This window comes from Spongiibacter sp. C9W, assembly GCF_057370015.1.
The window spans coordinates 1,921,318-1,947,239 of sequence record NZ_CM170672.1; the positions used below are offsets into that span (position 1 = coordinate 1,921,318).

Annotated in this window: 21 protein-coding genes and 1 riboswitch; of the genes, 5 read left to right on the forward strand and 16 right to left on the reverse strand. The window is 54.2% G+C overall.

Annotated elements, in window-relative coordinates:
* Nucleotides 1-4: 4 nt before the first annotated feature.
* The 16 genes from thiC to nrdR form a co-directional block, all read right to left on the reverse strand.
* Nucleotides 5-1,891: a phosphomethylpyrimidine synthase ThiC gene (gene thiC, locus AC2Q8J_RS09200; protein ID WP_286695122.1), complete on the reverse strand. Its 1,887-nt coding sequence runs from the start codon at nucleotides 1,889-1,891 to the stop codon at nucleotides 5-7.
* 71 nt (nucleotides 1,892-1,962) lie between these two features.
* Nucleotides 1,963-2,077: riboswitch (TPP riboswitch) on the reverse strand.
* A 116-nt stretch (nucleotides 2,078-2,193) separates the two neighbouring features.
* Nucleotides 2,194-2,397 carry a DUF6447 family protein gene (locus AC2Q8J_RS09205; protein WP_027873177.1) on the reverse strand — a complete coding sequence of 68 codons (204 nt, stop codon included), beginning with the start codon at nucleotides 2,395-2,397 and terminating at the stop codon, nucleotides 2,194-2,196.
* A gap of 244 nt (nucleotides 2,398-2,641) precedes the next feature.
* On the reverse strand, nucleotides 2,642-3,034 hold the full coding sequence (locus AC2Q8J_RS09210; protein WP_486451116.1) for a hypothetical protein: 393 nt from the start codon (nucleotides 3,032-3,034) through the stop codon (nucleotides 2,642-2,644).
* Nucleotides 3,035-3,466: 432 nt separating this feature from the next.
* Nucleotides 3,467-7,798: a beta strand repeat-containing protein gene (locus AC2Q8J_RS09215; protein WP_486451117.1), complete on the reverse strand. Its 4,332-nt coding sequence runs from the start codon at nucleotides 7,796-7,798 to the stop codon at nucleotides 3,467-3,469.
* A 412-nt stretch (nucleotides 7,799-8,210) separates the two neighbouring features.
* Nucleotides 8,211-9,389: a beta-barrel domain-containing protein gene (locus AC2Q8J_RS09220; protein WP_486451118.1), complete on the reverse strand. Its 1,179-nt coding sequence runs from the start codon at nucleotides 9,387-9,389 to the stop codon at nucleotides 8,211-8,213.
* On the reverse strand, nucleotides 9,386-11,605 hold the full coding sequence (locus tag AC2Q8J_RS09225) for an ATP-binding cassette domain-containing protein (protein ID WP_486451119.1): 2,220 nt from the start codon (nucleotides 11,603-11,605) through the stop codon (nucleotides 9,386-9,388). Before AC2Q8J_RS09225 ends, AC2Q8J_RS09220 begins: the two co-directional genes overlap by 4 nt.
* Before the next feature lie 8 nt (nucleotides 11,606-11,613).
* Nucleotides 11,614-13,062, reverse strand: a complete 1,449-nt coding sequence (locus tag AC2Q8J_RS09230) for a TolC family protein (protein WP_286695128.1) — start codon at nucleotides 13,060-13,062, stop codon at nucleotides 11,614-11,616.
* 379 nt (nucleotides 13,063-13,441) lie between these two features.
* On the reverse strand, nucleotides 13,442-14,623 hold the full coding sequence (purT, locus tag AC2Q8J_RS09235) for a formate-dependent phosphoribosylglycinamide formyltransferase (RefSeq protein ID WP_204994708.1): 1,182 nt from the start codon (nucleotides 14,621-14,623) through the stop codon (nucleotides 13,442-13,444).
* Nucleotides 14,624-14,657: 34 nt separating this feature from the next.
* Nucleotides 14,658-15,131, reverse strand: coding sequence for a phosphatidylglycerophosphatase A family protein (locus AC2Q8J_RS09240; RefSeq protein ID WP_286695130.1), 474 nt, complete (start codon nucleotides 15,129-15,131; stop codon nucleotides 14,658-14,660).
* A 6-nt stretch (nucleotides 15,132-15,137) separates the two neighbouring features.
* Entirely contained in the window at nucleotides 15,138-16,097 is a 960-nt protein-coding gene (thiL, locus tag AC2Q8J_RS09245) for a thiamine-phosphate kinase (RefSeq protein WP_486451120.1), read from the reverse strand.
* 5 nt (nucleotides 16,098-16,102) lie between these two features.
* A complete protein-coding gene (gene nusB / locus AC2Q8J_RS09250; RefSeq protein ID WP_286695132.1) occupies nucleotides 16,103-16,582 on the reverse strand; it encodes a transcription antitermination factor NusB in 480 nt (159 codons plus the stop codon).
* 70 nt (nucleotides 16,583-16,652) lie between these two features.
* Entirely contained in the window at nucleotides 16,653-17,114 is a 462-nt protein-coding gene (gene ribH / locus AC2Q8J_RS09255; protein ID WP_027873186.1) for a 6,7-dimethyl-8-ribityllumazine synthase, read from the reverse strand.
* A 52-nt stretch (nucleotides 17,115-17,166) separates the two neighbouring features.
* Entirely contained in the window at nucleotides 17,167-18,291 is a 1,125-nt protein-coding gene (ribBA, locus tag AC2Q8J_RS09260; RefSeq protein ID WP_486451121.1) for a bifunctional 3,4-dihydroxy-2-butanone-4-phosphate synthase/GTP cyclohydrolase II, read from the reverse strand.
* 1 nt (nucleotide 18,292) lies between these two features.
* Complete coding sequence (locus AC2Q8J_RS09265) at nucleotides 18,293-18,955, reverse strand: riboflavin synthase (protein WP_486451122.1); 663 nt, start codon at nucleotides 18,953-18,955, stop codon at nucleotides 18,293-18,295.
* Nucleotides 18,955-20,100, reverse strand: coding sequence for a bifunctional diaminohydroxyphosphoribosylaminopyrimidine deaminase/5-amino-6-(5-phosphoribosylamino)uracil reductase RibD (ribD, locus tag AC2Q8J_RS09270; RefSeq protein ID WP_486451123.1), 1,146 nt, complete (start codon nucleotides 20,098-20,100; stop codon nucleotides 18,955-18,957). The genes AC2Q8J_RS09265 and ribD overlap by 1 nt, the downstream gene beginning before the upstream one ends.
* A 6-nt stretch (nucleotides 20,101-20,106) precedes the next feature.
* Nucleotides 20,107-20,589 (reverse strand): transcriptional regulator NrdR, encoded by a 483-nt coding sequence (gene nrdR / locus AC2Q8J_RS09275; RefSeq protein ID WP_027873190.1) that lies wholly within the window; start codon nucleotides 20,587-20,589, stop codon nucleotides 20,107-20,109.
* Nucleotides 20,590-20,756: 167 nt separating this feature from the next.
* Between nrdR and AC2Q8J_RS09280 the strand changes: the two genes are divergently transcribed.
* Genes AC2Q8J_RS09280 through AC2Q8J_RS09300 form a run of 5 tightly spaced genes read left to right on the forward strand, consistent with a single transcriptional unit; the run spans nucleotide 20,757 to nucleotide 25,896 of the window.
* A complete protein-coding gene (locus AC2Q8J_RS09280; RefSeq protein WP_486451124.1) occupies nucleotides 20,757-22,016 on the forward strand; it encodes a transglycosylase SLT domain-containing protein in 1,260 nt (419 codons plus the stop codon).
* 1 nt (nucleotide 22,017) lies between these two features.
* A complete protein-coding gene (locus tag AC2Q8J_RS09285) occupies nucleotides 22,018-22,770 on the forward strand; it encodes an ETEC_3214 domain-containing protein (RefSeq protein WP_204994715.1) in 753 nt (250 codons plus the stop codon).
* Nucleotides 22,770-24,296 (forward strand): COG3014 family protein, encoded by a 1,527-nt coding sequence (locus AC2Q8J_RS09290; RefSeq protein WP_486451125.1) that lies wholly within the window; start codon nucleotides 22,770-22,772, stop codon nucleotides 24,294-24,296. The genes AC2Q8J_RS09285 and AC2Q8J_RS09290 overlap by 1 nt, the downstream gene beginning before the upstream one ends.
* A gap of 8 nt (nucleotides 24,297-24,304) precedes the next feature.
* Nucleotides 24,305-24,898 (forward strand): penicillin-binding protein activator LpoB, encoded by a 594-nt coding sequence (locus AC2Q8J_RS09295; RefSeq protein ID WP_486451126.1) that lies wholly within the window; start codon nucleotides 24,305-24,307, stop codon nucleotides 24,896-24,898.
* The gene (locus AC2Q8J_RS09300; protein ID WP_486451127.1) at nucleotides 24,895-25,896 is read left to right on the forward strand and encodes a hypothetical protein; all 1,002 of its coding nucleotides are present in this window, start codon (nucleotides 24,895-24,897) and stop codon (nucleotides 25,894-25,896) included. The genes AC2Q8J_RS09295 and AC2Q8J_RS09300 overlap by 4 nt, the downstream gene beginning before the upstream one ends.
* Nucleotides 25,897-25,922 lie beyond the last annotated feature (26 nt).

Here is a 25,922-nt window from a genome sequence, read left to right on the forward strand (position 1 = left end):
GCGCCTACACCTTGTGGTAGATTTCACTGCCCTGCTCTTTAAACTCGGCAGACTTTTTCGCCATCTCCTGCTCGATATCGCCTGATTCTAGTTTTGCAGCGTAATCACGCACATCCTGGGTTATTTTCATCGAACAGAACTTTGGCCCACACATTGAACAGAAGTGGGCGACTTTCGCGGACTCCTTGGGCAGGGTTTCGTCGTGAAACTCTCTCGCGGTGTCCGGATCGAGCCCCAGGTTGAATTGGTCCTCCCAGCGGAATTCAAAGCGCGCTTTACTCAAGGCGTTATCACGCAATTGCGCGCCGGGATGCCCCTTGGCTAAGTCGGCCGCATGCGCCGCAATTTTGTAGGTAATGATGCCGGTTTTTACATCATCCTTGTTGGGCAAGCCCAAGTGTTCTTTCGGAGTGACGTAACACAGCATGGCGCAGCCATACCAGCCGATCTGCGCCGCGCCAATGCCCGAGGTAATGTGGTCGTAGCCCGGCGCAATGTCAGTAGTGAGCGGCCCCAGTGTATAAAACGGCGCCTCGTCACAGTGCTTTAGCTGCTCGTCCATATTCTCTTTGATCATCTGCATCGGCACGTGACCGGGGCCTTCAATCATCACCTGAACATCGTGCTTCCACGCCTTCTTGGTCAACTCACCCAAGGTACGCAGCTCGCCGAACTGCGCCTCGTCATTGGCGTCGGCAACCGAGCCAGGGCGAAGCCCATCACCCAGCGAAAACGACACATCGTAGGCCTTCATGATTTCGCAGATGTCGTCAAAGTGGGTGTAAAGGAAGTTTTCTTTGTGATGGGCCAAACACCACTTCGCCATGATCGAGCCTCCGCGCGACACAATGCCGGTTACGCGCTTCGCCGTTAGCGGCACGTAACGCAGCAACACGCCTGCGTGGATCGTAAAGTAATCCACGCCCTGCTCGGCCTGCTCTATCAGCGTATCGCGGAAGATCTCCCAGGTGAGGTCCTCGGCGATGCCGTCGACTTTTTCCAGCGCCTGGTAAATCGGCACAGTACCCACCGGCACAGGCGAATTGCGCACAATCCACTCGCGGGTTTCATGAATATTTTTGCCCGTCGACAAATCCATCATGGTGTCGGCACCCCAGCGAATGCCCCAGGTGAGTTTGGCAACCTCTTCCTCAATGGACGAACCCAGTGCGGAATTACCGATATTGCCATTCACCTTTACCAGGAAGTTACGGCCGATAATCATCGGCTCCAGTTCAGGGTGGTTAATATTGGCCGGTATAATAGCGCGGCCGCGAGCGACCTCGTCGCGAACAAACTCGGGGGTAATTTCTTTGGGAATGCTCGCCCCAAAGGATTGCCCCGGGTGCTGCACCGCCAACTCCCCCGACTCACGCGCCTGCGCCAGCGCCATGTTTTCTCGTATGGCGATGTACTCCATCTCTGGTGTGATGATGCCGCGCTTAGCGTAATGCATTTGGCTAACGTTCTGACCCGCTTTCGCGCGGCGCGGGCGGCGCTTTAGGTCAAACCGCAGCTGCTCAAGGCTCAAATCAGCGGCGCGTTGACGGGTATATTCAGAGCTGTCACTGCTCAGTAGCTCGGTGTCATCGCGATCCAATATCCACTGCTCGCGAATTGGCGCTAAGCCCTTGCGAATATCAATGCTCGCCGCGGGATCAGTGTACGGACCAGAAGTATCGTAAACCCGCACCGGCGCATTGGGCTCCAAGCGGGTGGAGCCGTCAGGGTCTTGCACAGGCGTCGCCGTCAACTTGATTTCCCGCATCGGGACCTGGAGGTCAGAACGACTCCCTTCAACATAAATCTTTGACGAACCCGGCAGAGGCTCTACGGCAGCGGCATCGACTTGTGCAGTTTCACGCAGCAACGGATATTCAGATGAACTCATTATTCCCCCCGCGCACGTAGGCGCTCAGTGTTGTAAACACAGGGAGCAGATCGTCAGTAGAGACGGAATATGACTGAGGCGACCTTGTTCCCTACGCTGGCATTATCCAGATCAGGTGCAACGGGACTCGCTACGCGATCTCAGCCCTGGCCGATTTGGCCGTGACGGGCGCCCCGACAAGAGTTTGTCAGTGTAGGGTGGGGGCAAGGCAATGGCAAGAGGCAGGCGGCTTGGCGCCCCACGAACAACGAGCCATAAAAAAAGCCGCTACAGCGGCTTTTTTACTCAGCTTACACAAGCGATTATTGATTCACTTTTGGCAGGGCTTCTGACAATGCGCGAGCATAGGCATTGCGGGCTGTTTGCAGTACTGCCAAATCCTGTTGAGTTGTCGCGATCTTTTGATCGGCCACTCGCACATTCATAAGCTGATTTTTGGCTTCACTACTCAGTGATTCCAAGTCGTATTCTTTTCCATCAATGGTAATGGTTTGAGCTTGCGTCATGATTAAAATTCCTTTTTTACTGTTTACAATCCGTTGTTACCTTCCAAGCACCTCATTAGTAGTATTTAAAAAAACCATTGAGACACTTTCCAGCACGTTTAAACGCGCTTCCAAGTAAACTGCTGCTTATTAATTTATAGCAAAGCACTAATACTTTGACGCAACAAATTTACCAGCTTTAAGGCATTGCCTCAATGCTACGATTAAGTAAGATTCGTCATCGCAAATCTATACCGACATCTCTTTACCTCTGCGACGCCAGCATTTCGTTGTACAGGCGATTTCTATAGTCTCTAACCTGCTGATCAACCCTCATGCGGTCTTGTAATTCGCGAGCGGCGACCTTCTCCCGCAATTCTATGCGCTCTAAACTGGTAACCGTCCCAGACGAAATTTGCCTTGCCATTTCGCTTTCCCTGGCCAAGCTCCGCTGCCACAAATCATTGCGCAACTCATCAGCATACTGAGACACGGCGCGACCGAGTTGCTCCGGCGTTCGCACCACCATCCTGCCATCCTCTTCATCCTTCGCATCCAGCGCTATTCGTGAACGCCCATACTCAAGGCGCAGCTCTACAGCGGCACGGTGAAAATCAACATTTACAGCATCTTCTCGTTGCCACGCGTCTTTACTCATCTCCAAAGCATTCCCGGACGATTTTACGGAGGATTGTATTGCTGCTAATTCTGCGGTGCGCTTTTCATTCAAATTCTTCAATAGCGACGCATAACTATCAGAGAGCTCCTCCCTATTCGTTGACTGCGTAAACAGCTCTGAAAAATGACGGCTATTATCCTGCCCATAAGGAATTATCATTTTTTAACTCCACGGATTTCTCTAGATATTTCCAACAACCATTGCTTGGCAACCGATTAAACAGCAATCTTCATGCCCAAAGACCAGGGCCTTAAAAGCCAGAGATAACAGCAAGTTAATATTTTTATAGCGGAGCCATATATTAAAAGTCCGGCAACCTTTAGCCTTTATAGCTCCCATAAAAAAACCCGGCCGAAGCCGGGTTCTCGCGTCAGCGCCGACAAGCAGCGCTGAAAGGGAGCGTCGTCGGGGTTAGCCGATTTCGATTACGCCTGCAGTACCTGTACCAACTGCCTCGATACCAGTAAATGCACCTACCAGTTCAACAACTGTGTCGGTCGCACCATCCTGGAATACGAAGGTGCTATCAACAGCAGTGATGAGGCCATCGCCATCGGCATCGTACTGGAAGGCCACGGTTTCGTTGGTGCCATTCAAGTTAGCTGCCAGGTAAGACAGGGCGTCAGTCAAGCTGATCTGACCTGCACCGGTACCCACACCTTGATCGGCAACATAACCATCGACGTTATCGAAGGTTACCAAGCCATTCGCGGCAATGCTGTGAGACTTCGCCGCACCGGCATTGGTACCGTTCACAGCTGCTACTGGAGCAGAAATCAACGTTGAAGCCAAGTCCAGCACATCGCTACCAACAGCCCCGCTACCAGCAACGGTGCCAAGAGCAGATGCACCTGCTACCGCATCAAAACCAACAACCACATCCCAGGCCGAAGCCGTAGATTCACCGTCAGCAATGACGATGGTGTCAATACGACCGTCAGCAATTGACGTATCCTGCATAACGTATTTATCCGCACCAGCACCGCCGATATAAATATCATTGTCGTTGGTTCCCACGGCTGCATCATTACCGTTACCACCGTTAAAGGTAATGCTTCGAGCGCCCGCGAGACCTGTGTCGTTCCACATGGCAACATCATTGCCTTCGCCACCGCTAAAGGTATAGTTACCAGGCGTCTGGTAGATAGACAGATCCGCGTTTGCAGTAGTGGTATTGGCATCAACTTCGGCCAGCTTACCGTCGAGTACCGCAGAGGCGGTCTGCAAGTTGTCACCAGTCCAGCGTACGCTCAGGTTTGAGCCGTCGCCGACTGCCAGCATTTGGTCAGTGGTTACACCGCCACCACCAGTGTGAAGCTTGACGCTGGTTACACCGCCACCCAATGCAACAGTAGTTGTAGCCAGGGTCGCATTGATGCCCGTGCCGTTGTTATCAACCACGCTATCAATACCAGTACCTACGTCATAGGTATCGTTACCGTCTTTAGCTTGGATAGTATCGTTACCAGCACCGGTGTTAATGACGTTGTTGCCACGGTCACCCGCCACCATGTCCCAACCACTGCCAGTTGTGATGCGGTCCGACTGCGCAGAACCCTGGATCATATTGTCGCCATTACCAGCCACAATTTTGATGCTGTTACCGGCCGAGCCAAGTGCATCAAAGTTGTTGTCACCGTTGCCCAGTGAAACCGTGGCATTGTTGCCCAAGGAAATAACACGCGCAGTAACATCCCCACCCACAGCGGTTGAATCAAAGCTGTTCAGTGAGTTGTTAAGCGGTGCGCCCGATACCACGCCCAGGTTGACGTCACCCTGAGCACTCACGCTCAAAGAGGCCATATCCTTCGCGTAGATATTGTTGATGGTCGTGATTGGAGTATTGAACGGGCTGATAGCGCGCTCAACGTCTTCATCGGCAACCTTGATATCCATGCCGGTGACACCGTGAGCAGTCAATTGACCAAGGGTGTAGCTCTGAGCACCTGCATCAACGAAGTCCAAAGCGGAGTTGATGTTTACCGTCAGGGCATTGGCGCTGTTGTTTTGCAGCGTTACACCGTTGAAGGTCGCGTTGAACACCTCGTTACTGTCAAACAAGTCATTCGGGTTGTTATTGCCATCAAAGGTGTCCAAATCAGCAGAGAAGTTCAGCTCTGTCAGCTTGGTGTCAGTGAGAGTAATAACATCGGTAGTTTGTACACCGGGGATATTGAATGGCTCAGCCGTCAACGGAGAGGCATCTGGGTCACCATCGGCCGCGATATCCGCCAAGATAACCAAGTTATCAACGTCAGCGTTGGCCATGCCAAGTGTTACGTTTTGGTTAGCAATGATGTGCAGGTTCTCGATATCAGTCAGAGTCAGGTTACTGTCTTGACTGAACGCAGCGCGAACTGTGTCATTACCACCAGCGTCACTGATTTTGTCGCCACCGGCGAAGTCGTCGATATTCATAAAGGTCAGAATATCGTCGCCAGAGCCCAGACGAATATCCTGGTCCACAGTAGTGATAGGCGCGACATTATCACCCACGGTCAGGCGAAGGTCGCTCTTCTGAGCAGACGCCTCAATAACCTTGGCAACAAGGGGGTTGGCTACGGTGTATGTCTGACCCGCAACACCACCATCTAAGGTGATTGTACCAGTGTGCTCTTGCGCCTTAGTCAGCGTTACCGTGTTGCTCTCAGTATCGTTGTCGTGAATGGTTACATTCTCAACACGACCGTCCTGCAGATCACTGTCATTATCAAGGTTATCGCCGTCAAAGTTCAGTGTGTAGTTGAACACAGGCTGTGTATTCAAGTCATTTTCAACCGTGATTGCAATGGTGTTAGTGCCCGTTGCATCTTTTAGCAAAGCATTAACAGTTGGCGCACCGGTAAAGCTTGCACCATGACGCAGAGTTAAGGCGTTCTCCGCCAGGTTTGCGTTCAGATCCATGAGGTTGAACACCCCACCACCGAAGCCCTGCTCATCACGCATCAACACACTGCTCAAGCTGGCATCGAATGCATCGAAGTCCACCATTTGAGCACCAGCCTGCTGACGCAGTTCAAGGTTTTGAATATTGCTAATTGAAGCGTTACCAGCAATATTATTGGTAGTCCACAGCGTGTTGTTGCCTGCACCGCCATCAATCACATCACGGTTTGAAGGCGTTGTTGCCGCTACTGCAGCGCTAGTGTAGAAAGTATCATCTCCTGCACCACCTTTAACCACACCATGTACGATCGCACCAGAGTTAGACGGGTCATTAAAACCACCCAGTGAGCTGCTGATGTCGATGTTCATATCACCGGCAAAAGCGGTACCGTCAAGGTTCAGCAAGCCTACCGCAGCAGGGTTGTTGATACCGGGAGCCCCCAAAATCATGTACTCAGTGGACGTAACTGGCTGAACTGCCGCAAGGCTTACGATATCCAGATTGCCGCTACCCGTTACAATCAATGACTCCATTTCATTCACGGTGAAGTTATTGATATCAACGCCATTGATGGCATTGAGGTTTACTGTCTCAAAGCCTTCAACAAGAGCACCCGCGCCGCGAGCGTTTTGCATAACAGCATTTGCCAGAACATCATCCAGCTCAATGTCCAGTTCCCGTGCAGGCGCATTACCGTCGGTCAGTACACCTTGCTTGTATTGGAACAGAACATTAACGTTGTCAGACGCTGAATTGGAAACGCGCAGGTCGCCCGCAGGTGTACCAATATTGTCAACTAGAACACGAGGGAGTAGCGTCGTAATTGCGTCCTGAGTAACCCTCTCAATATTGATTTTTTGCGTGGAGTCCGCATTACGCAGGTCCAAGGTATTGGTATTACCAGTCCAATCAATGTTGATATTCTGAATATTGATCAGCTTAGGGGTAACAACACCTGTTGTCCCTTCATCAGCGTTGGCATTACCCATGGTGACATTCAAGGTATTGTCGGTTTTACCGGCAGTACCTGTGAGTACGTCTTCATCTTGCAGAGACAAGATGCGGTCAGAGCCGTCTGGAACAAATACCATAGGCGCATCGAAAACGTCAGCGGTAGCAACATCAGTGCCGCTGGTCAGCTGATAAGCGCCTGGCGTGCCGCCATTACCCGCTGGGTCAACGGTGATATTTACCGTTTGGGTAATGCTGGTTTTACCGTCTGAAATCACTACATCGAAGCTGTCGGTGCCGCTGAAGCCAGCATCGGGGGTGTAGGTGAACTGGTTGCTGCCGTTTACGGTTAAAGAGCCGTTTGCGGGGTTAGTGGGCGAGTAAGTCAGTGAATCGCCATCCGCATCGGTTGCATTGATGGAGATAACGGTTGAGTCACCTTCGTCAACACTCACCGCCTGACTGGCAGCTGCCTCTGGCGCACGGTTTGCGGGTGTGCTGGGCGATTTGCTACCGCCGTTGTCGTCGTCATCGTCGTCTGAGGCGGCAACAATGGCCGCCGCACCGAGGACACCGGCACCGATCCACACGCCAGTAGGCACTGAGCCGCCGGACGAACCACCGGTTGATGCGCCGCCAGATGACTGTGCGTTGGTGTCAGCCAGAACCATTGCCGCAACGCCATTGTCGGCAGCAGCAACTTCTACGGCTTCAGTTTGAATTGCGCCTTCGCTAAGCGCCACTTCCTCTTCCAGCTTCTTCTCATCGTCGAAGAGGCCTTCTACAGGTGCAGTTTCTAGATCGGCTTGGGGGGCTACAGCAGCTGCCAATTCGGCAGACAATGTGTCGACAGCAGTCGTATCCACATCCACTGTAATTTGCTCACGCGTTCCTTGCTTTTTCATTTGTATCTCCCTGGGTACGAGTACTATCCGACATCCGCCGGAATCTCTACAGCAACTGATTTTGCAATCAGCATTCTGGTCAATAGCAGGCTTCCTGCCTGCCGTGTTACGCGCTGTACTCAATCCTTGAAACAGGCTTGCGTAACGTCGGCATGTACGAGTACCGACTTGACATAAACTTTTTCGAGTTTGAAAGGTACGTCAGCGCTGTCAACACGTCAATACCCTATAAAGCTGCTCGAAAGATTTTATCTTTAATTAAATCTTTTCGCTTTCCAGTTTGTTACAGCGCACTTTAATGATGCACTATTAACAATCTTATTTAATATTTAAAGCGACACCACACTTTATTTTTCGAGTTTTTATAGCATAGTACAATGCCATAAAAACGCTACAAGATAATAAAACTTTTTTAGCGCTCGGTTAACGCTTCTGCACTGCCTCGGCGCAAGGGCTTAAGAATATACTGCGCAACGGTTCTATGACCGGTAATAATCTCCGCCGTTGCTGTCATACCTGGTATCACCTCTATTGGTTCTATTCCCTTTCTTTCAGGTAACTGGGTGATCTTTACTTGCGCCCGGTAGTAAGGGTCTTCATTTTGACGCAGATCTTCATCAATGGTGTCAGGGCTCACATACACTACTTCACCTTCCAGCGAGCCATAAATGCTTGAATCGTAAGCATCTAACTTCACATTCGCTCTGAGTCCCGGTCTGACAAAGGCCACGTCCTTAGAATAAATTCGCGCTTCTATTAGCAAGGGCTCATCTGAGGGCACAATCTGCAATAGCTCATCGCCCGCTTTAAGCACTGCCCCCATAGTGGTAATGCGAATATTTTTAATACTGCCCGACATCGGCGCACGAATAATGGTAGCCGCCAACGCCTCTTGGCGTTGTTTGTAGATCTGTAATGTTTGCTCTAATTCCGCCTGCGTGCTCGCCAGTTCTTTTTGTGCGTCGCGGCGATATTCATTTTGCCTATTCGTTAGCTCAGCAGTGAGCTCAACCACTTGGCGCCGCGCCGATAACACTTCTGACTGGGAGGCATCACCAGTGCGCGCCAACTGTTGCAAAGCGCTTAGCTCTTCCTGTGCAAGTCGCAGTGATTTTTTAACGCTGTTTCGCTCTTCGCGCTGCTGACGGAGGCGCCGTGTATGCAGGTTCTTTTGTCGGTCGGCGAGGTCGCTTTCCCTTGCTACGGCATCACTGAATTTCAGCGGCGTACCGTTGAGCTCAGCGCGTAAGCGTTCCACGTTTGCCGTTAGATCCAGCACTTTGGAGCGGGTCTCAGCGGCATTGGCGGCAAAACGCGTGCGGTCCAGCTCTGCCAGAACGTCACCGGCATTGACCAGTTCACCCTCTTTCACATTCAAACTTTGCAGAACACCACCGTCCACCACCTGGACGATTTGCGAACGACTGGAAACGATCACCTCGCCACTGGCCCTTACCTGCTCATCCAGTACTGCCCAGTTCGCCCACGCGACACTGGCCACAACGGTCAGCCCCATTACCCATAGCATTCGGCCAGCCGCGCCAATATTGATGGGACGAGACCGTGAGAATAAGTCCTCTGCGGAAATCATTGTCCACCCCCTACATTTACAACACCCGGGCCGTTTTGGCTGCCAGCTTTTTGAGCTTGGTTTTGCACAGCGGGCGCCGATGCATCCGCAAGCAGTTCTTTGACGATTTCGCCGTTATGAATAATGAATCCGCGATCCGCCAAACTCACCCAGGATTGCTTGTGAGTTGTAAAGATAACCGTGGTGTCACCGGGCAACCCCTGGATAATATCGATAACTTTTTGTTCTAGTACTGAGTCCAAGCTGGCCGCGGGCTCATCAAGCAACCAAACTTTGGGATTTTGAAGTACTAGCCGCGTTAGCCCAACAGCCTGTCGCTGTCCGCCCGACATACCTGCCCCGCCTTCAGTGATTGGAAGCTGCAGGCCCAACGGGTGGCGCTGCACAGCATCGAGCAGCCCTGTTTTTTCAAGTGCGGCGACGATCTCGTCTTCGCTGGGCATACTCATCCCGAGGGTCAGGTTGTCGAGCAAGGTCCCGGAAATCAATTTCGGCTCTTGGGGAAGGTATCCAATGACTTCACGCAACCAACTCTGCCGACAATGCTCGTAGTCGAGACCGGCGATACGGATCTCACCTTGATTTGGCGTGGCAATACCTGCGAGCAATTTCAACAACGTCGATTTTCCGCAGCCATTGCGACCCAACACGGCCACTTTACTGCCTGCATCAATGCGCAGCGCTTCAGCACTGAACTGCGGTAGCTGCGACCCCGTGTAGGCATACTTCACATCAACCAGTTCGAGGTCCAGTGGCAGGGCATGGGTATTCGCTTCGCGCTTGGCATCCAGGTCACTCGGGCAGGACAGCACTTGATCCAGCACTTGCAGGGAATACTTGGCATGGTGCCAGCGCACCAGCAGGGCGGATATACCAGAGATACTTGCCAGCGCCCGCCCGCCCAAAATTGAGCAGGCAATTAAACCGCCCATAGTGAGTTCGCCAGTCTCAATGACATAGACACCGGTAATAATAATGGCCACGTAAGAGAGCTGCTGAAAGAACGCCGTGACAATCTGTACCACGGACGACACGTAATTCAGCTCTTCACCGCGGTCGCACGTTTCCCGTGTCGCGTTAATCCAGGCGTCACTAAATTTTGCCTCTCCACCCTGGGATTTTATTACTTCACCGCTGGATACCGCCTCATAGAGCATTCCCTGGCGGCGCACAACGGCGTCGTTATTTTCTTGTTGAATGCGCGCCAGTGGCTTGTAAGCCACCAAACCAATTAGCGTGCTTAACAGCACAAATACCAGCGGCACCAGAGCAACCGGGCCAGCTATCATATAAATCGCCGCGACAAACAAACCAACGAAAGGCAGGTCAACCAATGAGAACACCGTGGACGAGGTAAAGAACTGCTTCACCGATTCATAGTCCCTGACCTGTGCGACAAGTGAGCCCTGACGACTCGGGCGTCGATCTAACTTTAGGCCCAGCAAGCGCTCAAATATGTAGAGCGACAGTGCCTCGTCCAGGCGCTTGCCGGTCGCGTCCATAATTTTTAGGCGCACCAGCTTAAAAATAACGTCAAACACATAGGCCACGCCCATACCAATTGCCAAAAACCACAGCGTGGCATAGGCAAAATTAGGAACAACTCGGTCGTATACCTGCATTGCAAACAGCGATGACATGACGGCAATAAGATTGATAAACACCGATACCAACGCGACCTTACCGAGCAGCGGCGCATGCGCCTTTATCGCAACATGAATCGCTTCAGTCGCCTTACCGCGAGGCTCGCTTTCGATAAAGCTTTCGTCCTCCTCTGCAGCAAGGGGCGCTACGGGAACCAATACCTCTGGGTTAGCCGGCAAACTGACGGGTTCTGCGCCCAACCATTTAACTACCATCGGCGACTCACTACTCGCCAGCTTGAGCACAACACCTATGCTATTCGCCGTAACCAGCCACGCCGGTAACTGGCCGGGCGACAATAAACCAGCCGTGCTGCTGGCGACGGCATGTCCCTTGAATAGCGACTTCCATGCGGCAATCAAGCGGTCGCGGCTGGTATTTGCCGTGACCTGCCCCCAGGCCTGCTCGGCTTCGTGCTTGGAGGCGTGCAAACCTCTGCGCCTTGCCATGTCCATTAGCGCTTTAGCGGCTAAGGGCATTGAAATATCCTGCTCATCGCTTGCCAACTCAGCGGGTGTAGGTCTTGCTTGCACTTCAACTTCAGCGGTGGATTCGGCGAGATTACTAGACATACTTTGACCTACTGCTCCTGGAGCGCTAATTCAATAGCCGGTGCTCCGGCATCTAATCGAGACCACATCATTCCGTGAAGGGCCAAACGCGTATTCGCCGACCAATAGCTCTTTTTAATTGCGGAAATTTGCAGCAAGGCTTCGTGCGCCTCACGGTGAGCGTTCAATACTTCTAACCACGCCTTTCTGCCCACTTTAAACTGCCTTAAAAAGCTATCGACCAAGTTCACTGCCGCGCGCGCCGCTTCCACTTGCGCGTAAAACTGCTCTTGCGAGGCATTGCGTTCGGAATACGCGCTGCTGACAATGTCAGTGACATCGCGTTTGGAATAGACCAAGTCTTGTTCTGCGCCGTGCAAACGCTGAAGAATTGCCCGGTAACTGTTATACCCTTTGAGGCCGCTGTCGCTAGAAAACTGCAGCACCAATTGCGTTGACGAGTCCGGCGTGAAATCCCCAGCAGATTGATCGAGCTGCGTGCTGTACTGCAAGCTCAACTGCGGATAAACCGCCGACTTAGCCACCTTTACCCGTGCTTTTTGCAGCGCAATTTCGGCGCCTGCGAGTTGTGGCGCGGGGTGGTACTTGATTGCTCGAGCATCAAGTATTTTGAACATCTCTTCATGGGACAAACGATAACGCTCAGCGGGCCAGCGCACCTCTCGCACAGAACGATGCAACAAAGACTCCAAGTGAAGGCGACTGCGCAGCAATACCGATTTACTGGCCTGTAAGCCAGCCCGCGCCTGACTCAGCCGAGTCTGGGCGGTTTGAATATCAGCCTCCGGAGACACCCCTAACGATGCACGACGACTAATCGTATCGAGCAAGGCCTGAAGATTATTGATATAACGCGCCCACAGCTGCCCCTGCTCTTTCGCCAGCACAACATTCAGATAGGCCTCGCTGGTGTCTAACGCCAAGTCCAGGCGCGTTTGATTCAGCTCGGCCAAAGCGCGATATTGTCCCGCTTCGGCCTCTTTTAGCTCTGCGGAGGTGCGCCCGCCCATCCACAACGGCTGAATAATATTGACCGTTGTGGCAGAGGCATCGTTACTCGCCTGGCGAGCCGTGACCGACATATAGGGGTAAAAGCCGCTGCGCGCCCCCGAAATTTCAAAGCCCGTAGCCTCAACCTCGGCCAGCGCCCGCACAACATTTGGGTGCTCACTCCACACGCTGGCTAACACCTGACCCAGGCTGAGCGCATCGGGCTTATCAGCATCTTCGGAATACAGTTGAACACCAACGCTTATCTCGCCGTTGGGTGCCATGGGCGCAAAGGCATAGGAATTGAGAACCGTCTCCTGATCACGCGACGGCGGGGCCATTGAGCGCAGCATGACTTCTGAATAGAGCACGCCTCTCTGACTTTTCGCCGGCATCTTCGCCGATGAATCGGAGGTCGTCGAGCAACCAGCAATCACCATGGCTGCCACGCTGCTGAGGAGTATCATCCCCGTACGGATAGCGGCGACAGGCCGGGGAAATAATCGATTTGTTGTTATCTGGGGCATACCACCAACTTAACCATTCCATAGGTTGGTGACACAGGGAGGTATAGACAGCGAAAATCACGACTGGATTCTCACGTATTGCACACTATCCCTGTGCACCTTCGCACCCACCGACATCCTCGTCAGCGCCCCAAGCTGGGGGATCGGCACGAATCTTCCGTTTCAAATAAGGTGGTTGTTTTATAACCACCCAAAAAAACGATCCGCGATACTAGCAGACCGCTTTACACCGCGCAATCAACTGCACATCCGTGCAAATTAGCGCATTGCCATAATATATACACAGCCAATTTCTGCTGGCAAGCCTAGATGGCGAGTATTACAAATTTATTTTCACTGCCTCACTCGCAGCAATGGCTTTCGCCTTGGCGTCGTTTACATCCACGCCGCGTGCCAGGGCAACCCCCATTCTTCGCTGGCCATTCACCTCTGGTTTGCCGAAGAGCCTCAGCTGGGTATCACTTTCTGCCAAGGCTTTATGGAGGTTGTCGAACCGCGTCGCGTTGGAAACGCCATCGACCAAAATCACCGCAGAGGCCGACGGCCCATGGTTAGCAATGTTGGGGATAGGCAAGCCGAGAATCGCGCGAGCGTGCAGAGCAAACTCTGACAGATCCTGCGAAATCAGTGTGACAAGCCCCGTGTCATGGGGGCGCGGGGACACTTCACTGAACCACACCTGATCGCCTTTTATAAACAGCTCTACACCAAACAGTCCCCAACCACCGAGCGCCGCGGTGACGGATTCTGCAATAGACTTCGACGCCGCCAACGCCGCCTCAGACATCGCCTGGGGCTGCCAGGACTCTCGATAATCACCAGCCTCCTGGCGATGACCAATAGGCGCACAGAAGCTGCAGCCATCGCGGTGCCTGACAGTGAGCAGGGTAATTTCGTAATCGAAGTCGACAAAGCCTTCAACGATCACCCGCCCCGCCCCTGCGCGGCCACCCTGCTGGGCATAGTCCCAGGCCTTAGAAAGCTCTGATGCACTGCGCAGCAGGCTCTGCCCTTTGCCGGATGAGCTCATAATGGGCTTAATCACGCAGGGAAAACCAATCGCCTCAACCGCGACACAAAAGTCATCATAGTTATCAGCAAAACGATACGGGGAGGTTGCAATATCCAGGGTTTCCGCCGCCAGGCGCCGTATCCCTTCGCGATTCATGGTGAGTTGCGCTGCTCGTGCACTGGGCACCACATTAACGCCCTCGCGTTCAAGCTCTACCAGCACATCGGTCGCTATCGCTTCGATTTCTGGCACGACGTAGTCGGGCTTCTCTAGTTCGATAACCCTGCGCAGCTCGTCGCCATCAAGCATGGAAAAACAGTAACTTCGATCAGCCACTTGCATGGCCGGCGCATTTTCGTAGCGGTCACAGGCGATAACCTCAACCCCCAGGCGCTGCAGCTCAATGGCGACCTCTTTACCCAACTCGCCTGAGCCACACAACAGAACCTTGCAAGCACTGCTACTAAACGGCGTACCGATGGAAACCATACCTAGCTACCCTTAAAACTTACATATACGCTGATCACAGCAAAAGAAACGCCAACTGCAACACCACAAAGGCATAAAAGCCTGCCAATACATCGTCGACCATAATACCCAAACCACCGTGTACTTTTGCGTCAAGCACACGAATCGGCCACGGTTTCCAAATATCAAACAGGCGAAATAATGCGAAGCCGGCCACAACCCAATACCAACCCTGAGGCAGCAAAAACAGCGCGATCCACAGGCCGACAAACTCGTCCCAGACGATGCCACCGTGGTCGTGCACGCCCAGGGCCCGCGCCGTTTCACCGCAGAGGTAGATGCCTAACACAAAGGCCGCGACCACCACTAAAATGTAGCTACTGGGCGGCAGGTACTGCAGCAAATACCAAAGCGGCAACGCAGCTAGCGAGCCAAACGTACCCGGGGCCTTGGGCGACAAGCCGCTGCCGAACCCCAACGACAGTAAGTGTGTTGGATGGCGCAAATAGCTAATCGGTATCTTTTTCATAACGCCTCAAAAATGTTGGTATCCCGCAGCGGTCTCATAGACAACGCCCTCGGCATCCAGGCACTTGAGCCCGGCGCCATCGATAACTTCCCCGATGCAGTGCAATGGCAATGCTAAGGTTTTTTCCAGTGCGCGAAGGTGGGCCTGATATTCCCCAGGAACAGTAAAGCAAAGTTCGTAATCATCACCACCGGACAGGGCATAGTCGACGCCTTTCGCAACATCGCGCAACCCCATCGCCACGGGCAGCCTCTCGGTATAAATGGTGGCGCCCACGCCGCTTGCTCGCAGAATGTGACCAAGATCGGCCACTAAGCCATCGGAGATATCGACTGCCGCATTGGCTACGCCGCGCAGTGCCTGGCCTAAGGCCAAACGTGGCAATGGGGAATGGTAGCGCTGAAGGTAGCCTTGCTGAGCATCTGTTGGCGAGAGAGTCTCAAGATAATCTAAGGCGGCTCTCGCACCGCCCAGCTCACCGGAAACATAAACAAGGTCTCCGGGTTGCGCGCCATTACGCAACAGTGCCTGTCCTCTGGGCACGCTGCCCATGACTTGCAGGCTAAGGCAGAGCGGGCCGCGAGTGGTATCACCACCCACCAAGGAAACGCCATAGCGCTCGGCCTCGGCGGCCAAAACGCGGCTAAACTCTTGCAGCCAACTCTCGTTAAGCTCCGGCGCAGTCAGTGCAAGCGTAAAAGCCTCAGGGCGGGCACCTGCCGCCGCTAAATCACTGATGCACACAGCCAGGGAGCGCACCGCCAGCTTCGCCGGCGCGTAGTGACAAGGAAAATGCACTCCCTCAACCAAGGTGTCCACCGACAACACCAGTTCGTCATCTACTGCCGACGAGAGCACCGCACAGTCATCGCCAATGCCATGACGAACAAACGGTGTCGTCCGTGACAGGGGCTTAAAAAAGCGCTCGATCAGCGCGAATTCACCGGGGCGATTCGGCGTTGTCATCTAACTTAGCCGTCGCGCCGTTTTTTCTCAGCGCCAACTTCCAGCTCACGTGCGCTCGCCGCGACTTGATCTAACACACCATTAATGTAGCGATAGCCATCCGTCGCACCGAAGCGCTTAGCGAGGTTTACCGTTTCGTTGATCGCCACCTTGTAGGGCACGTCGATACGGCACAGCAACTCGTAGCACCCCATGTACAACAGGCAGAGTTCGATGGGATCCAGGTCATCGAGCTGGCGATCGAGGTGGGGCTCAAAGGCCGCCTGTAGCTCGCTCAGTTTTGCCGGAATGTTGTGCAGCAGCTCGTGGAAGAAGGCCTTGTCGACATTCTTCATGTCGTAGTCTGTCTGGAACTGCGCCTCAATAACGTTTAGAGGCTGAGAGGCCATTTGCCACTGATAAAGTGCCTGCAAAGCGTAGTGTCGCGCTTTGCGACGGGAGGCCGCCAGCTGATTTTTGGCGTGTTGCTCGGGGCGATTGGCCACAATGTTACTCCAACTATAAAGAACCGGTGCGAACGAGTTGCCGCACCGTATTACCGCTCGTTAACCGCGTTTAAATCTGCTTGAGCAGGTTGACCATTTCGATGGCCGACATCGCAGCCTCTTCACCTTTATTGCCGGCTTTAGTGCCCGCGCGCTCAATGGCTTGCTCGATGGTATCGACGGTCAAAACACCAAAGGATACGGGCACATTGTACTGCATTGACACCTGCGCCAAGCCCTTAGTGCACTCACCTGCCACGTATTCAAAATGCGGGGTGCCGCCGCGAATGACTGCACCGAGTGCGATGATGGCATCGTACTTTTCAGTGGCGGCCACTTTTTGGCAAACCAGGGGAATTTCAAACGCACCCGGCGCACGAATGATAGTGATATCGTCTTCGCTAACACCGTGACGACGCAGTGCATCGCAAGCGCCTTCCAGAAGGCTTTCCACAACAAAGCTGTTCCAGCGACCCACTACAATGGCGAAAGAGCCCGCCACACCTGTAAATGTACCTTCGATTGTTTTCATAACCGTTCCTTAAATGTATTCAATAAGCCTAGCGCCGACGCCTCAACTGCGCTCAGGCAAAATTCTCGGGGCTGACAAATTCGACGACTTCCAGGTCGAAACCTGAAATAGCGTTGTACTTCACTGGCGCGCCCATCAGGCGCAATTTGCCGACACCAACATCGCGCAATATCTGCGAGCCCAAGCCGATATTAAAGTAGGTATTTTGGTACTGCGCACTATCTCCCTGCTGGGGCGACTTCACACCGCGCGCAATATCCAGTTCGGCAAGAATATCCTGGCCCTGCTCGCGATTCGCCAGCAATACCAATACGCCGCCCTGCTCCGCCAATACCGATAAACTGCGGTGCATATTCCAGCCGGTCGTCGAGCCAGGAGGCTGCGCTTGCAATAAATCGCGAACCGTAGAGCCCAAATGAACACGGGCCAAGGTAGGCTGCTCGGCGTCGATGTCGCCTTTTTGCAGGGCAAAATGCACCTCACCAGCCACTGAATCGCGGTAGGCGTGCAGAATAAACTCACCGAAGTCGGTATTGATGGTGCCGCTGCTCAGCTTTTCGACGGTCTGCTCATTAAGCACCTGATAATGGATGAGGTCAGCAATCGTACCCATCTTAAGGTCGTGCTCGGCGGCGAAGGTCTCGAGGTCTTCGCGGCGCGCCATCGTGCCGTCCTCGTTCATAATTTCGCAGATCACACCGGTGGGCTCAAAACCGGCAAGCTTAGACAAATCACAGGCCGCCTCAGTGTGCCCTGCGCGGCTCAACACGCCGCCGGGTTCAGCCATTAGCGGGAAAATATGGCCTGGCTGAACAATGTCTTCCGCCACGGCATTGCGGGCCGCGGCGGTACGCACCGTGTGCGCGCGATCAGCGGCGGAAATGCCCGTCGTCACGCCCTCGCGCGCTTCAATAGACAGCGTAAATTTAGTACCAAAGCCAGAGGCATTGCGGTCTACCATCAGCGGCAGCGCAAGCTGCTCGCAGCGCTCGCGCGTCATTGGCATGCAAATCAAGCCGCGCCCGTGGGTCGCCATAAAGTTGATATCCTGCGGCCGCACACACTCAGCAGCCATCACCAGATCGCCTTCATTCTCGCGATCCTCGTCATCCATCAAGATCACCATCTTGCCGAGACGGATGTCCTGAATCAGCTCTTCTACTGTGCTAAATGCCATATCATTTCGCCTTCATAAAACCATTTTCGGCCAGCGTGGCCATTGTAATTCCGCCGCTATTGCCGTGATCAGCCGCCGCGTTGAGCAGGCGCTCCAAATACCGTGCAATAACGTCTACTTCCAGATTAACCCTGCCCCCAACGGCATACTGCGCAATAATCGTTTCGGCCGCGGTATGGGGCACAATATTCAAATCAAAGATCGCCCCGTCGACACGGTTTACCGTTAAGCTTACGCCATCGACACAAATCGACCCTTTGTGGGCGATATATCGGACTAGTTCGTCCGGCGCTTGAATGCGCACATTGATTGAGCGCGCATCCTTTTTCATTTCCACTATTTGCCCTACGCCGTCGACGTGACCACTAACGATATGCCCGTCAAAGCGGCTGCTCGCGAGCATCGCCCGCTCAAGATTGACCGCAGCGCCAACACTGGCCTGGGCAAAATTGCTATGCGCCAGCGTTTCCCGGGACACATCTGCCCAAAAACCATCGCCGGGGAGTTCTACCACGGTTAAACAAACACCGTTCGTGGCAATGCTGTCTCCAAGCTTAACCTCGGCCAGGGGCAGCGAGCCGGTACGAATATACACTCGCAGGTCGCCATTGCGAGGTTGCATTGCGGCAATTTCGCCAACCGCTTCAATAATCCCGGTAAACATCAGTTTTGCTCAACCTCTGCATCAACCACCTTTGGTCGACAGTGCCAACGCCAGTCACCACCGATAGCGCGGCCGTCAATAATTTCTATGCGCTGTTTGTCGGCCATATTCTGAAGCGGCAAGGCCGCCAAACCCCGAGCCTCGCTTCCCAGCATGCAGGGCGCCACGTACACAAACCAATCATCAATCAAGCCTGCCTGCAAAAATGCGCCGGTCAGCGTTGCGCCGGCTTCCAGCATCAACTCGTTGCAGGCCCGCTCAGCAAGGTGTTGCAGCAGCGACTCCAGACATACCCGGCCGCGGTCGTCTGCGGGCAGGCGCTGTATCTCTGCACCAGCAGCTTGTAGCGCCGCGGCCTTCGCGCCGTGATCGCTTACCGTTGCAATAAGGACATCGCCCCCACCTGAAAACAGCTTGGCACCCGGCGGGGTGCGCAGCTGCGAGTCCACGATGACTCGCAGCGGCTGCCGCCATATCCCACCTTGGTAATCGGCCAACGGTGAGCGAAAACTGTCCGGCCGCACGGTGAACGCGGCGTCATCGTCGATAACCGTGTCCACGCCACTGACAATGGCGCAGCTCTGCGCGCGCAGTCGCTGAACATCAGCACGTGCCTCTGGACCGGTAATCCACTGGCTTTGCCCATTGGCCATCGCCGTTCGACCATCGAGGCTCATGGCCGACTTGGCCGTCACCCAGGGTCGCCCTCCCGCAATGCGGCGAATGAAACCCCGGTTTAATGCACGGGCTTCCTCTTCCAGCAGTCCACATTCTACGTCGATATTTGCCTCGCGCAGCATCGCAACACCCCGCCCAGCCACCAACGGATTGGGGTCACCGGTTGCGATTACCACCCGCGTGACACCGGCGTTTATCAGCGCCTGAGCGCAGGGCGGTGTGCGGCCAAAATGGCTACATGGCTCGAGCGTGACATACGCCGTGCAACCTGTCGCGTCGTCGAGCTGGGCCAGCGCATTCACCTCCGCGTGTCCTTCTCCGGCGCGCTGGTGCCAACCCTCGGCCACCAGCTGCCCCGAACGGGTCACCACGCACCCCACTCGCGGGTTCGGGCTCGTTGAATAACGACCGCGATCCGCCAACTGCAGGGCACGCGCCATCGCTTGTCGGTCGCTGAGGGAGGTCATCGGGACTTACTTCAACTTATTGAGGTCGACGCCGCCGGGCTCGGCGGACAAACGGTCGATTTCGGCTCGAAACTCATCAAGATCCTGAAAGCTGCGGTACACGCTGGCAAAGCGCACATAGGCAACGTGATCCAGCGCTTTCAGCGCCTCCATCACCTGCTCACCAACGTCGCGACTATGCACCTCACGCTCACCAGTGGCTTGCAGCCGCCGCTTGAGGTCGCTGATCTCCGCTTCAATGCTCTCAACACTGACCGGGCGCTTCTCCAGCGCTTTGAGAATACCAGAGCGCAGTTTCTCCTCGTCGAAAGGTTCGCGGGAGCCGTCCGTCTTGATCACTTTTGGCATTAACAGCTCAGCGCTCTCGTAGGTCGTAAAGCGCTCGCTGCATGAAAGGCACTCGCGCCGCCGACGCACCTGACCACCCTCAGCCACCAGGCGAGAATCAATCACTTTGGTATCGTCGAAACTGCAAAATGGGCAGCGCACAAAAATGGCCCTCCAAAAACGCAGAATTCTAGCAGCTCCGCTACTTCAGTGACAGTACAAGCACAAAAACCAACCGCGTTATGCTGGCGATTAGGGCTTGCGATACCGGGCGGCAACGCTAAAATCGGATATTTGTAGCATAAATATAAATAACGCAGGGATCCCGCGTGTCAAAAACAAACCGTAATCACCTCCTCGGCCTGTGCCTGCTGAGCCTGGCCGCCACGACCTCCTTTGCCCAAAACAGTGCCTTTGACGACACTGAATTCGGCGACTTCGCCGGATCCTTGAGCGCAGAGTTTGCCGAGTTCGAGGCCGCTCAGACACAGGAATGGGATAGCTTCGTCAGCGAAATTCGCGCTGAGCACGACGCGTTTATCGCTGATTTAGAGCGCTACTGGGGCAATGAAACCGAGAGCAGCGACCGCAGCAAATGGGTGGAGTACGCAAAGAATCGCCGTATTAAACGCACCGTCGACTTTGAAAAGAATCAAATTCGCATCTCCGTGCTGGGCACACCGGCCCCTGAGGAGATGCAGCGCATCGTCAACCAGCAGCTACAAGCCGCGCTGGAGACGCGCAGCGACCAGGCGAACCAGGAATACCCCATTGTGGCACGCATGCAGGAAGCGGCTTCAGCACCGAAACTGCCACCTGTGCCCGTGGTAGCGGAGCTCAAAGAGCTCAGCGGACAAAAAACCGCCCCCAAAACCGCCGTAGCATTGGCGAAAAAAGCCAAGATCGATGTTGTTGAGATTAAGCCGGCACCCGCCAAAAAGAAGGCAACTGCACCAAGCAAACCTAAGCGCAATAGTACAGCGCCCGCACCCGTACCCGCACCCAAGGAAACCAAAGCCACCGTCGCGGTGATCGACCTTTCCGAGAGCTGGCCGGTGCGCCGCGCCCGGAAATACAGCGATGCAGTCACCCGCTTTGCGGCAGAAATGGACATTCCCCGCTCACTGGCCTTTGCCATCATGTATACCGAAAGCAGCTTTAATCCGGTCGCGGTGTCGCCGATCCCGGCCTACGGATTAATGCAAGTGGTACCGGGCAGTGCTGGCCGTGACGTGACGAAACTGCACTTCGGCAAAGAGCGCTTACTTTCCCCCGACTATCTGTTTACCGCCGACAAAAACATCGAGGTCGGCATCGGTTATCTCAATATTTTGGATAAGCGCTACCTACGTAAAATTACCGACCCGCTGAGCCGAAAATACTGCACGATTGCCGCCTACAATACTGGGGCAGGCAACGTCGCCAAGGCATTTACCGGCAAACTCAACATTTCCAGAGCGTCGAAAATCATCAATGAGATGTCGCCCGACGAGGTCTATAACACCTTGCGCACCAAGCTGCCCTACGAAGAAACGCGCAAGTACATCAAAAAAGTGACCGCCGCCGAAAAACAGTTTATGAGCTTGTAACGTGGATAAAGTCGAACTTCACAATCAAAAAATTAGCGCTATCACTAACCGGCTACCCACGTGGTTAGTGTCGTTGGTCTTGCTGTTTGTCGGCCTCGGCAACTTTACCGACTCGATAGAGCTGATGAAAAACGTGTATGAGTCAATTTCCAGCAAGTTCAGCAACCAAGTGGAATACGACCGCACCCGGCACGTGCGCGCAGGGTTAAACCTGGCCTATGTGCAAGATTATATTGGCGAGCCGCAGCTCCTGAAGGAACTTGAGGGCGGCCTGCAAGTGCGCTACTACATTGATGAGAAATACCTTATTTCTCTGTATACGCAGGGCGAGCGCGTGAGCGCGTATTTAATTTTTGCCCGCGAAGACCATTTCCAGCCGGACATGCAGGGCATGAACGAACAGTCGCTGGGCGACAGTTCATTATTCCAACTTCGCCAGAATACCGACCGCGTTGCCTTTGAGCACTCGCGCAACATCGCCTACTTTCTGGAAAGCAAAGAAGTTAACTTCGGCGGCGGCTATCTCACGAACAGCTATTTAGGCTGGGTAAATTATGCAGCGCAGTTTGGCCCCAGCCCATCGCCGCAGCTCGGCGCGCTCTACGATGCAGAAATGCTCGGCGAAAACAGTGCAGGCAAATTAACGGCCGCGCGCGAGCATATACGCCCCAATGCCTTTGGCTATGGCGAGCTGAGCATTGAGCAACTTCAGCGCGGATTACTTACCAGTGCCGAGCTGAGGTTCTTCGACTAATGACTAACGGAATAAACTGGAAACGAAGCCTCGCAGGCGTGCTGCCACTCACCTTGGCAGCCTGCTTGAGTGGCAACACCCAGCCGCAGAATACTGCGATCGCCTCCGGGCTTTCTTCACCGACACTGCCGTCAAGTAAGGACATCGCCTACGATGACCAAGACCTCGTGTCGCTATTCACCCACGCCAGCCTGCGGCGACATGAAGGCGATTACCGGGGAAGTAACCAAGCCCTTGAGCGCGCCTATCAACGCAGCGAAGAACTTTACACTCAACGGCTAAGCGAGTTTGGCAGCGCGAGCTTGCGCAAACCCGGCGCCCTGCCCTATCGACCCAACTCACTTGAAGTTGGCTTTATCAGCTACCTAAAGGCGCTCAACCATTTCGCCACCGACGCAGACCGACTGCCCTTGCAGCAAAGGGAAGCGGCAGCGGTAGAAATGCGTCGCCTCGATGTACTGCAAGGCGAAGCGCGCTTTCTCCAGGACATGGGCTTAGACAGCGACAAAAACCGCGACCTGGCACAAATGGTGGTATCACTCTTTGCCGAACGCACGAACACAGAGTTAAGCCAGGGTATTGTCGATGTACAAAGCCCCTGGCTGTATGTCGTTTCTGGCATCGTCTTTGAAATCAACCAAGACCTGGACAGCGCCAGAATCAGCTACCAACGCGCCCTGGATGCGCTGCCAGAGGGCGACCTTTCGCTGCCGCACAGCAATGTAAAAGTACTCGCTGAAGAGGGCGGTCTGCGCTGTATGCAACAACTCGGCGCAAGCGATCAAGCCATACAAGAGTCTGCCTTTGCCGCACCGGCGCAAGACGGCGCGCCAACAACCAATAGCTGGCTGATTGAACATATCGGTACACTTCCGGCGAAAGCCCCTCTGGAAATGCTACTCACCGCCGACAGCATTCAACAGCGGCTGATCCTGCGGCCAATGATTCGCGGCACAGATGCAGAAAAGCGCCAGCAAAAGCAGCAATTTGCTGGACTGTCACTGCTGTACAGCAGCCCCTACAAAGATGCCATTGTCGTCGAGCTCGGCGACAACTGGAGCGCACTGAAAAGTCTCGGCCTTACCGACACAATTGGCGGCGGGATCCGTCTGTTTCTCGACTATTTCTCGGAGCCACAACCTCACCACGCCGCTAAAGTCATTGGTGAAAACGGCGCGTTACTGCAAAGCGTTGAACTGGCCGATATCGCTGGCGATCTCCAACGCTACCAAACCCTCACGCTGAAACGCCGCTTCGAGGAAGCACTGCTGCGAGAAGTCAGTAAATCCGCGGGCTATAAATCGATGACCGGCGGCATTAAGTTACCGTTTTCGCTCGGCGGTGCGCTGGCCACGTTCACCGCGGGGGCCGATTTACGCCAGTGGCAGCTTCTGCCAGCCAAGATACGCATCACGCCACTTTCTGCAGATTTAGCGGGCCGCCAACTTACTATCACGCGCGGCGATCACGTCAACTCGCTGACGGTTCCCGCTGACAAACGCCTAATCAGCATTGATCACTACTGAGTCAAATCATGATGACCTTTCGCTCTCTTACTATCCTTATTCTTTCAGTGCTGCTGTGCGCCTGCGGAAGTAGCAACGTTAAACGCATGGAAAACGGCAGCCAACCCGCATTAACCGATCGCTGGAATGCCACCGATTCGCAACTTGTTGCCGAGGCACTGATTAGCGACATGCTGAGCTTTCCCTGGGCGAAATCAAGGGCGGACGGTTCACTACCTGTGATTGCGATTCAGCACATCAGCAATCGATCCCACGAGCAAATTGCAGTGGAAACCTTCATCAACTCGATCAAGCGTGAGTTGTTGCGCAGCGGTAAAGCCGAGTTTGTGGTGACCGGCGCAGAGCGCGAGCGTGTGCGCGACGAGAAGCTCGACCAGGAAATGTTTGCCAGCATGGAAAGCGCCATTGAACTCGGCGAAGAGACGGCCGCCGGCTATGCACTGAGCGGTGTTATCACCTCATTAGTAGACCAGCTTGAGGGACAGCGCACGACCACCTACCAAGTCGACCTTAAACTGATTGATCTTAAGAGCAACCGCGAAGTTTGGAACGGTCAAAAACAGATCCACAAATACAGCAAACGCGCGAGATTTGGCCTGTGAAGCATCCACTTGTAGCCGCCAGCAAGCTCGCCGTCGCCACTTTACTTATTGCCTGCAATACCGCGCTCGCCGCCGCGCCAGACTGGGTTAACCAACCACCCCAGCGCAAGGGTTTTGTATTCGGTGTTGGCGCGGCCGACCTCTCACTTGGTCACGCTGCTGCCAGCGAGGCGGCCAAGCTCGCCGCTCGCAATGAAATCGCCAGCAGCCTTAAGCTGCAAATTGGATCAGAGCTAACACTAAACAATATCTCCGACGAATCCGGCAGTCGCAGCGAGTTTAATAACAACATTCGCATCCGCGTTCCCGACGTCGCCCTCTCCGACATTCGCATCATCAAAACTGGGGAGGTGGCAGAGCACCAAAGCTTATACAGTTTGGCCGAGCTGGACTTGGCAAAGGCTGCGGAGCGCGTCGCCAGTGAAATTCGTTCACTGCTCGCGCAAACCTCCCCAGCCATCGACAGCACTTCGCTAGCCACTGCTCTGCGCGGCCACTACCGCGCGCTAGAACGCCAGCTCAATTTTCAGTCATTGCTGTCCCAGTATCGACTACTCGACGGCAAACAGCCGTTTAACGATAGCGCACTCAACAATGACGCCGAGCGGGCACTGAAATTTTTCGACAACTTGCTGATTCACATAGCGCCAAAGGATGAAGACAGCAAAAAAGTGGCGCGGAACATCGCCTCAGAACTGGCCGCGAAAGGCCTACAGGGCAGCGAAAGCGCTACGCAAGCGAAGCTTCAGCTGTCCATGAACAGCCAGAGAAGGACGATGGAGCGCAATGGCGCGCATTTTTGCCGGATAAAAACTGATGCGACACTCAACGCGAATACACAGCATTTGAGCGCCGCCAGTCGCTCGGCAAAAGCGGTTTCCGGTGACCCTGAAATTGCCTGCCAGAAGGCCGCGGAGAAGCTCAGCAAAGTTGTCGCCGCCGACATCATGAACACATTTTGGAACACATTAAAATCACCGTCACCAAAGCAAAACTAAGACGGATAACACCACACAGAGGGTAA

Excerpts from the sequence above, each read along its gene's own strand:
- thiC (WP_286695122.1), bottom strand. The coding sequence starts at position 1,891 with ATGAGTTCATCTGAATATCCGTTGCTGCGTGAAACTGCACAAGTCGAT.
- AC2Q8J_RS09205 (WP_027873177.1), bottom strand. The coding sequence starts at position 2,397 with ATGACGCAAGCTCAAACCATTACCATTGATGGAAAAGAATACGACTTG.
- AC2Q8J_RS09210 (WP_486451116.1), bottom strand. The coding sequence starts at position 3,034 with ATGAGTAAAGACGCGTGGCAACGAGAAGATGCTGTAAATGTTGATTTT.
- AC2Q8J_RS09215 (WP_486451117.1), bottom strand. The coding sequence starts at position 7,798 with ATGAAAAAGCAAGGAACGCGTGAGCAAATTACAGTGGATGTGGATACG.
- AC2Q8J_RS09220 (WP_486451118.1), bottom strand. The coding sequence starts at position 9,389 with ATGATTTCCGCAGAGGACTTATTCTCACGGTCTCGTCCCATCAATATT.
- AC2Q8J_RS09225 (WP_486451119.1), bottom strand. The coding sequence starts at position 11,605 with ATGTCTAGTAATCTCGCCGAATCCACCGCTGAAGTTGAAGTGCAAGCA.
- AC2Q8J_RS09230 (WP_286695128.1), bottom strand. The coding sequence starts at position 13,062 with ATGATACTCCTCAGCAGCGTGGCAGCCATGGTGATTGCTGGTTGCTCG.
- purT (WP_204994708.1), bottom strand. The coding sequence starts at position 14,623 with ATGGTTTCCATCGGTACGCCGTTTAGTAGCAGTGCTTGCAAGGTTCTG.
- AC2Q8J_RS09240 (WP_286695130.1), bottom strand. The coding sequence starts at position 15,131 with ATGAAAAAGATACCGATTAGCTATTTGCGCCATCCAACACACTTACTG.
- thiL (WP_486451120.1), bottom strand. The coding sequence starts at position 16,097 with ATGACAACGCCGAATCGCCCCGGTGAATTCGCGCTGATCGAGCGCTTT.
- ribH (WP_027873186.1), bottom strand. The coding sequence starts at position 17,114 with ATGAAAACAATCGAAGGTACATTTACAGGTGTGGCGGGCTCTTTCGCC.
- ribBA (WP_486451121.1), bottom strand. The coding sequence starts at position 18,291 with ATGGCATTTAGCACAGTAGAAGAGCTGATTCAGGACATCCGTCTCGGC.
- AC2Q8J_RS09265 (WP_486451122.1), bottom strand. The coding sequence starts at position 18,955 with ATGTTTACCGGGATTATTGAAGCGGTTGGCGAAATTGCCGCAATGCAA.
- ribD (WP_486451123.1), bottom strand. The coding sequence starts at position 20,100 with ATGACCTCCCTCAGCGACCGACAAGCGATGGCGCGTGCCCTGCAGTTG.
- AC2Q8J_RS09290 (WP_486451125.1), top strand. The coding sequence starts at position 22,770 with ATGACTAACGGAATAAACTGGAAACGAAGCCTCGCAGGCGTGCTGCCA.
- AC2Q8J_RS09295 (WP_486451126.1), top strand. The coding sequence starts at position 24,305 with ATGATGACCTTTCGCTCTCTTACTATCCTTATTCTTTCAGTGCTGCTG.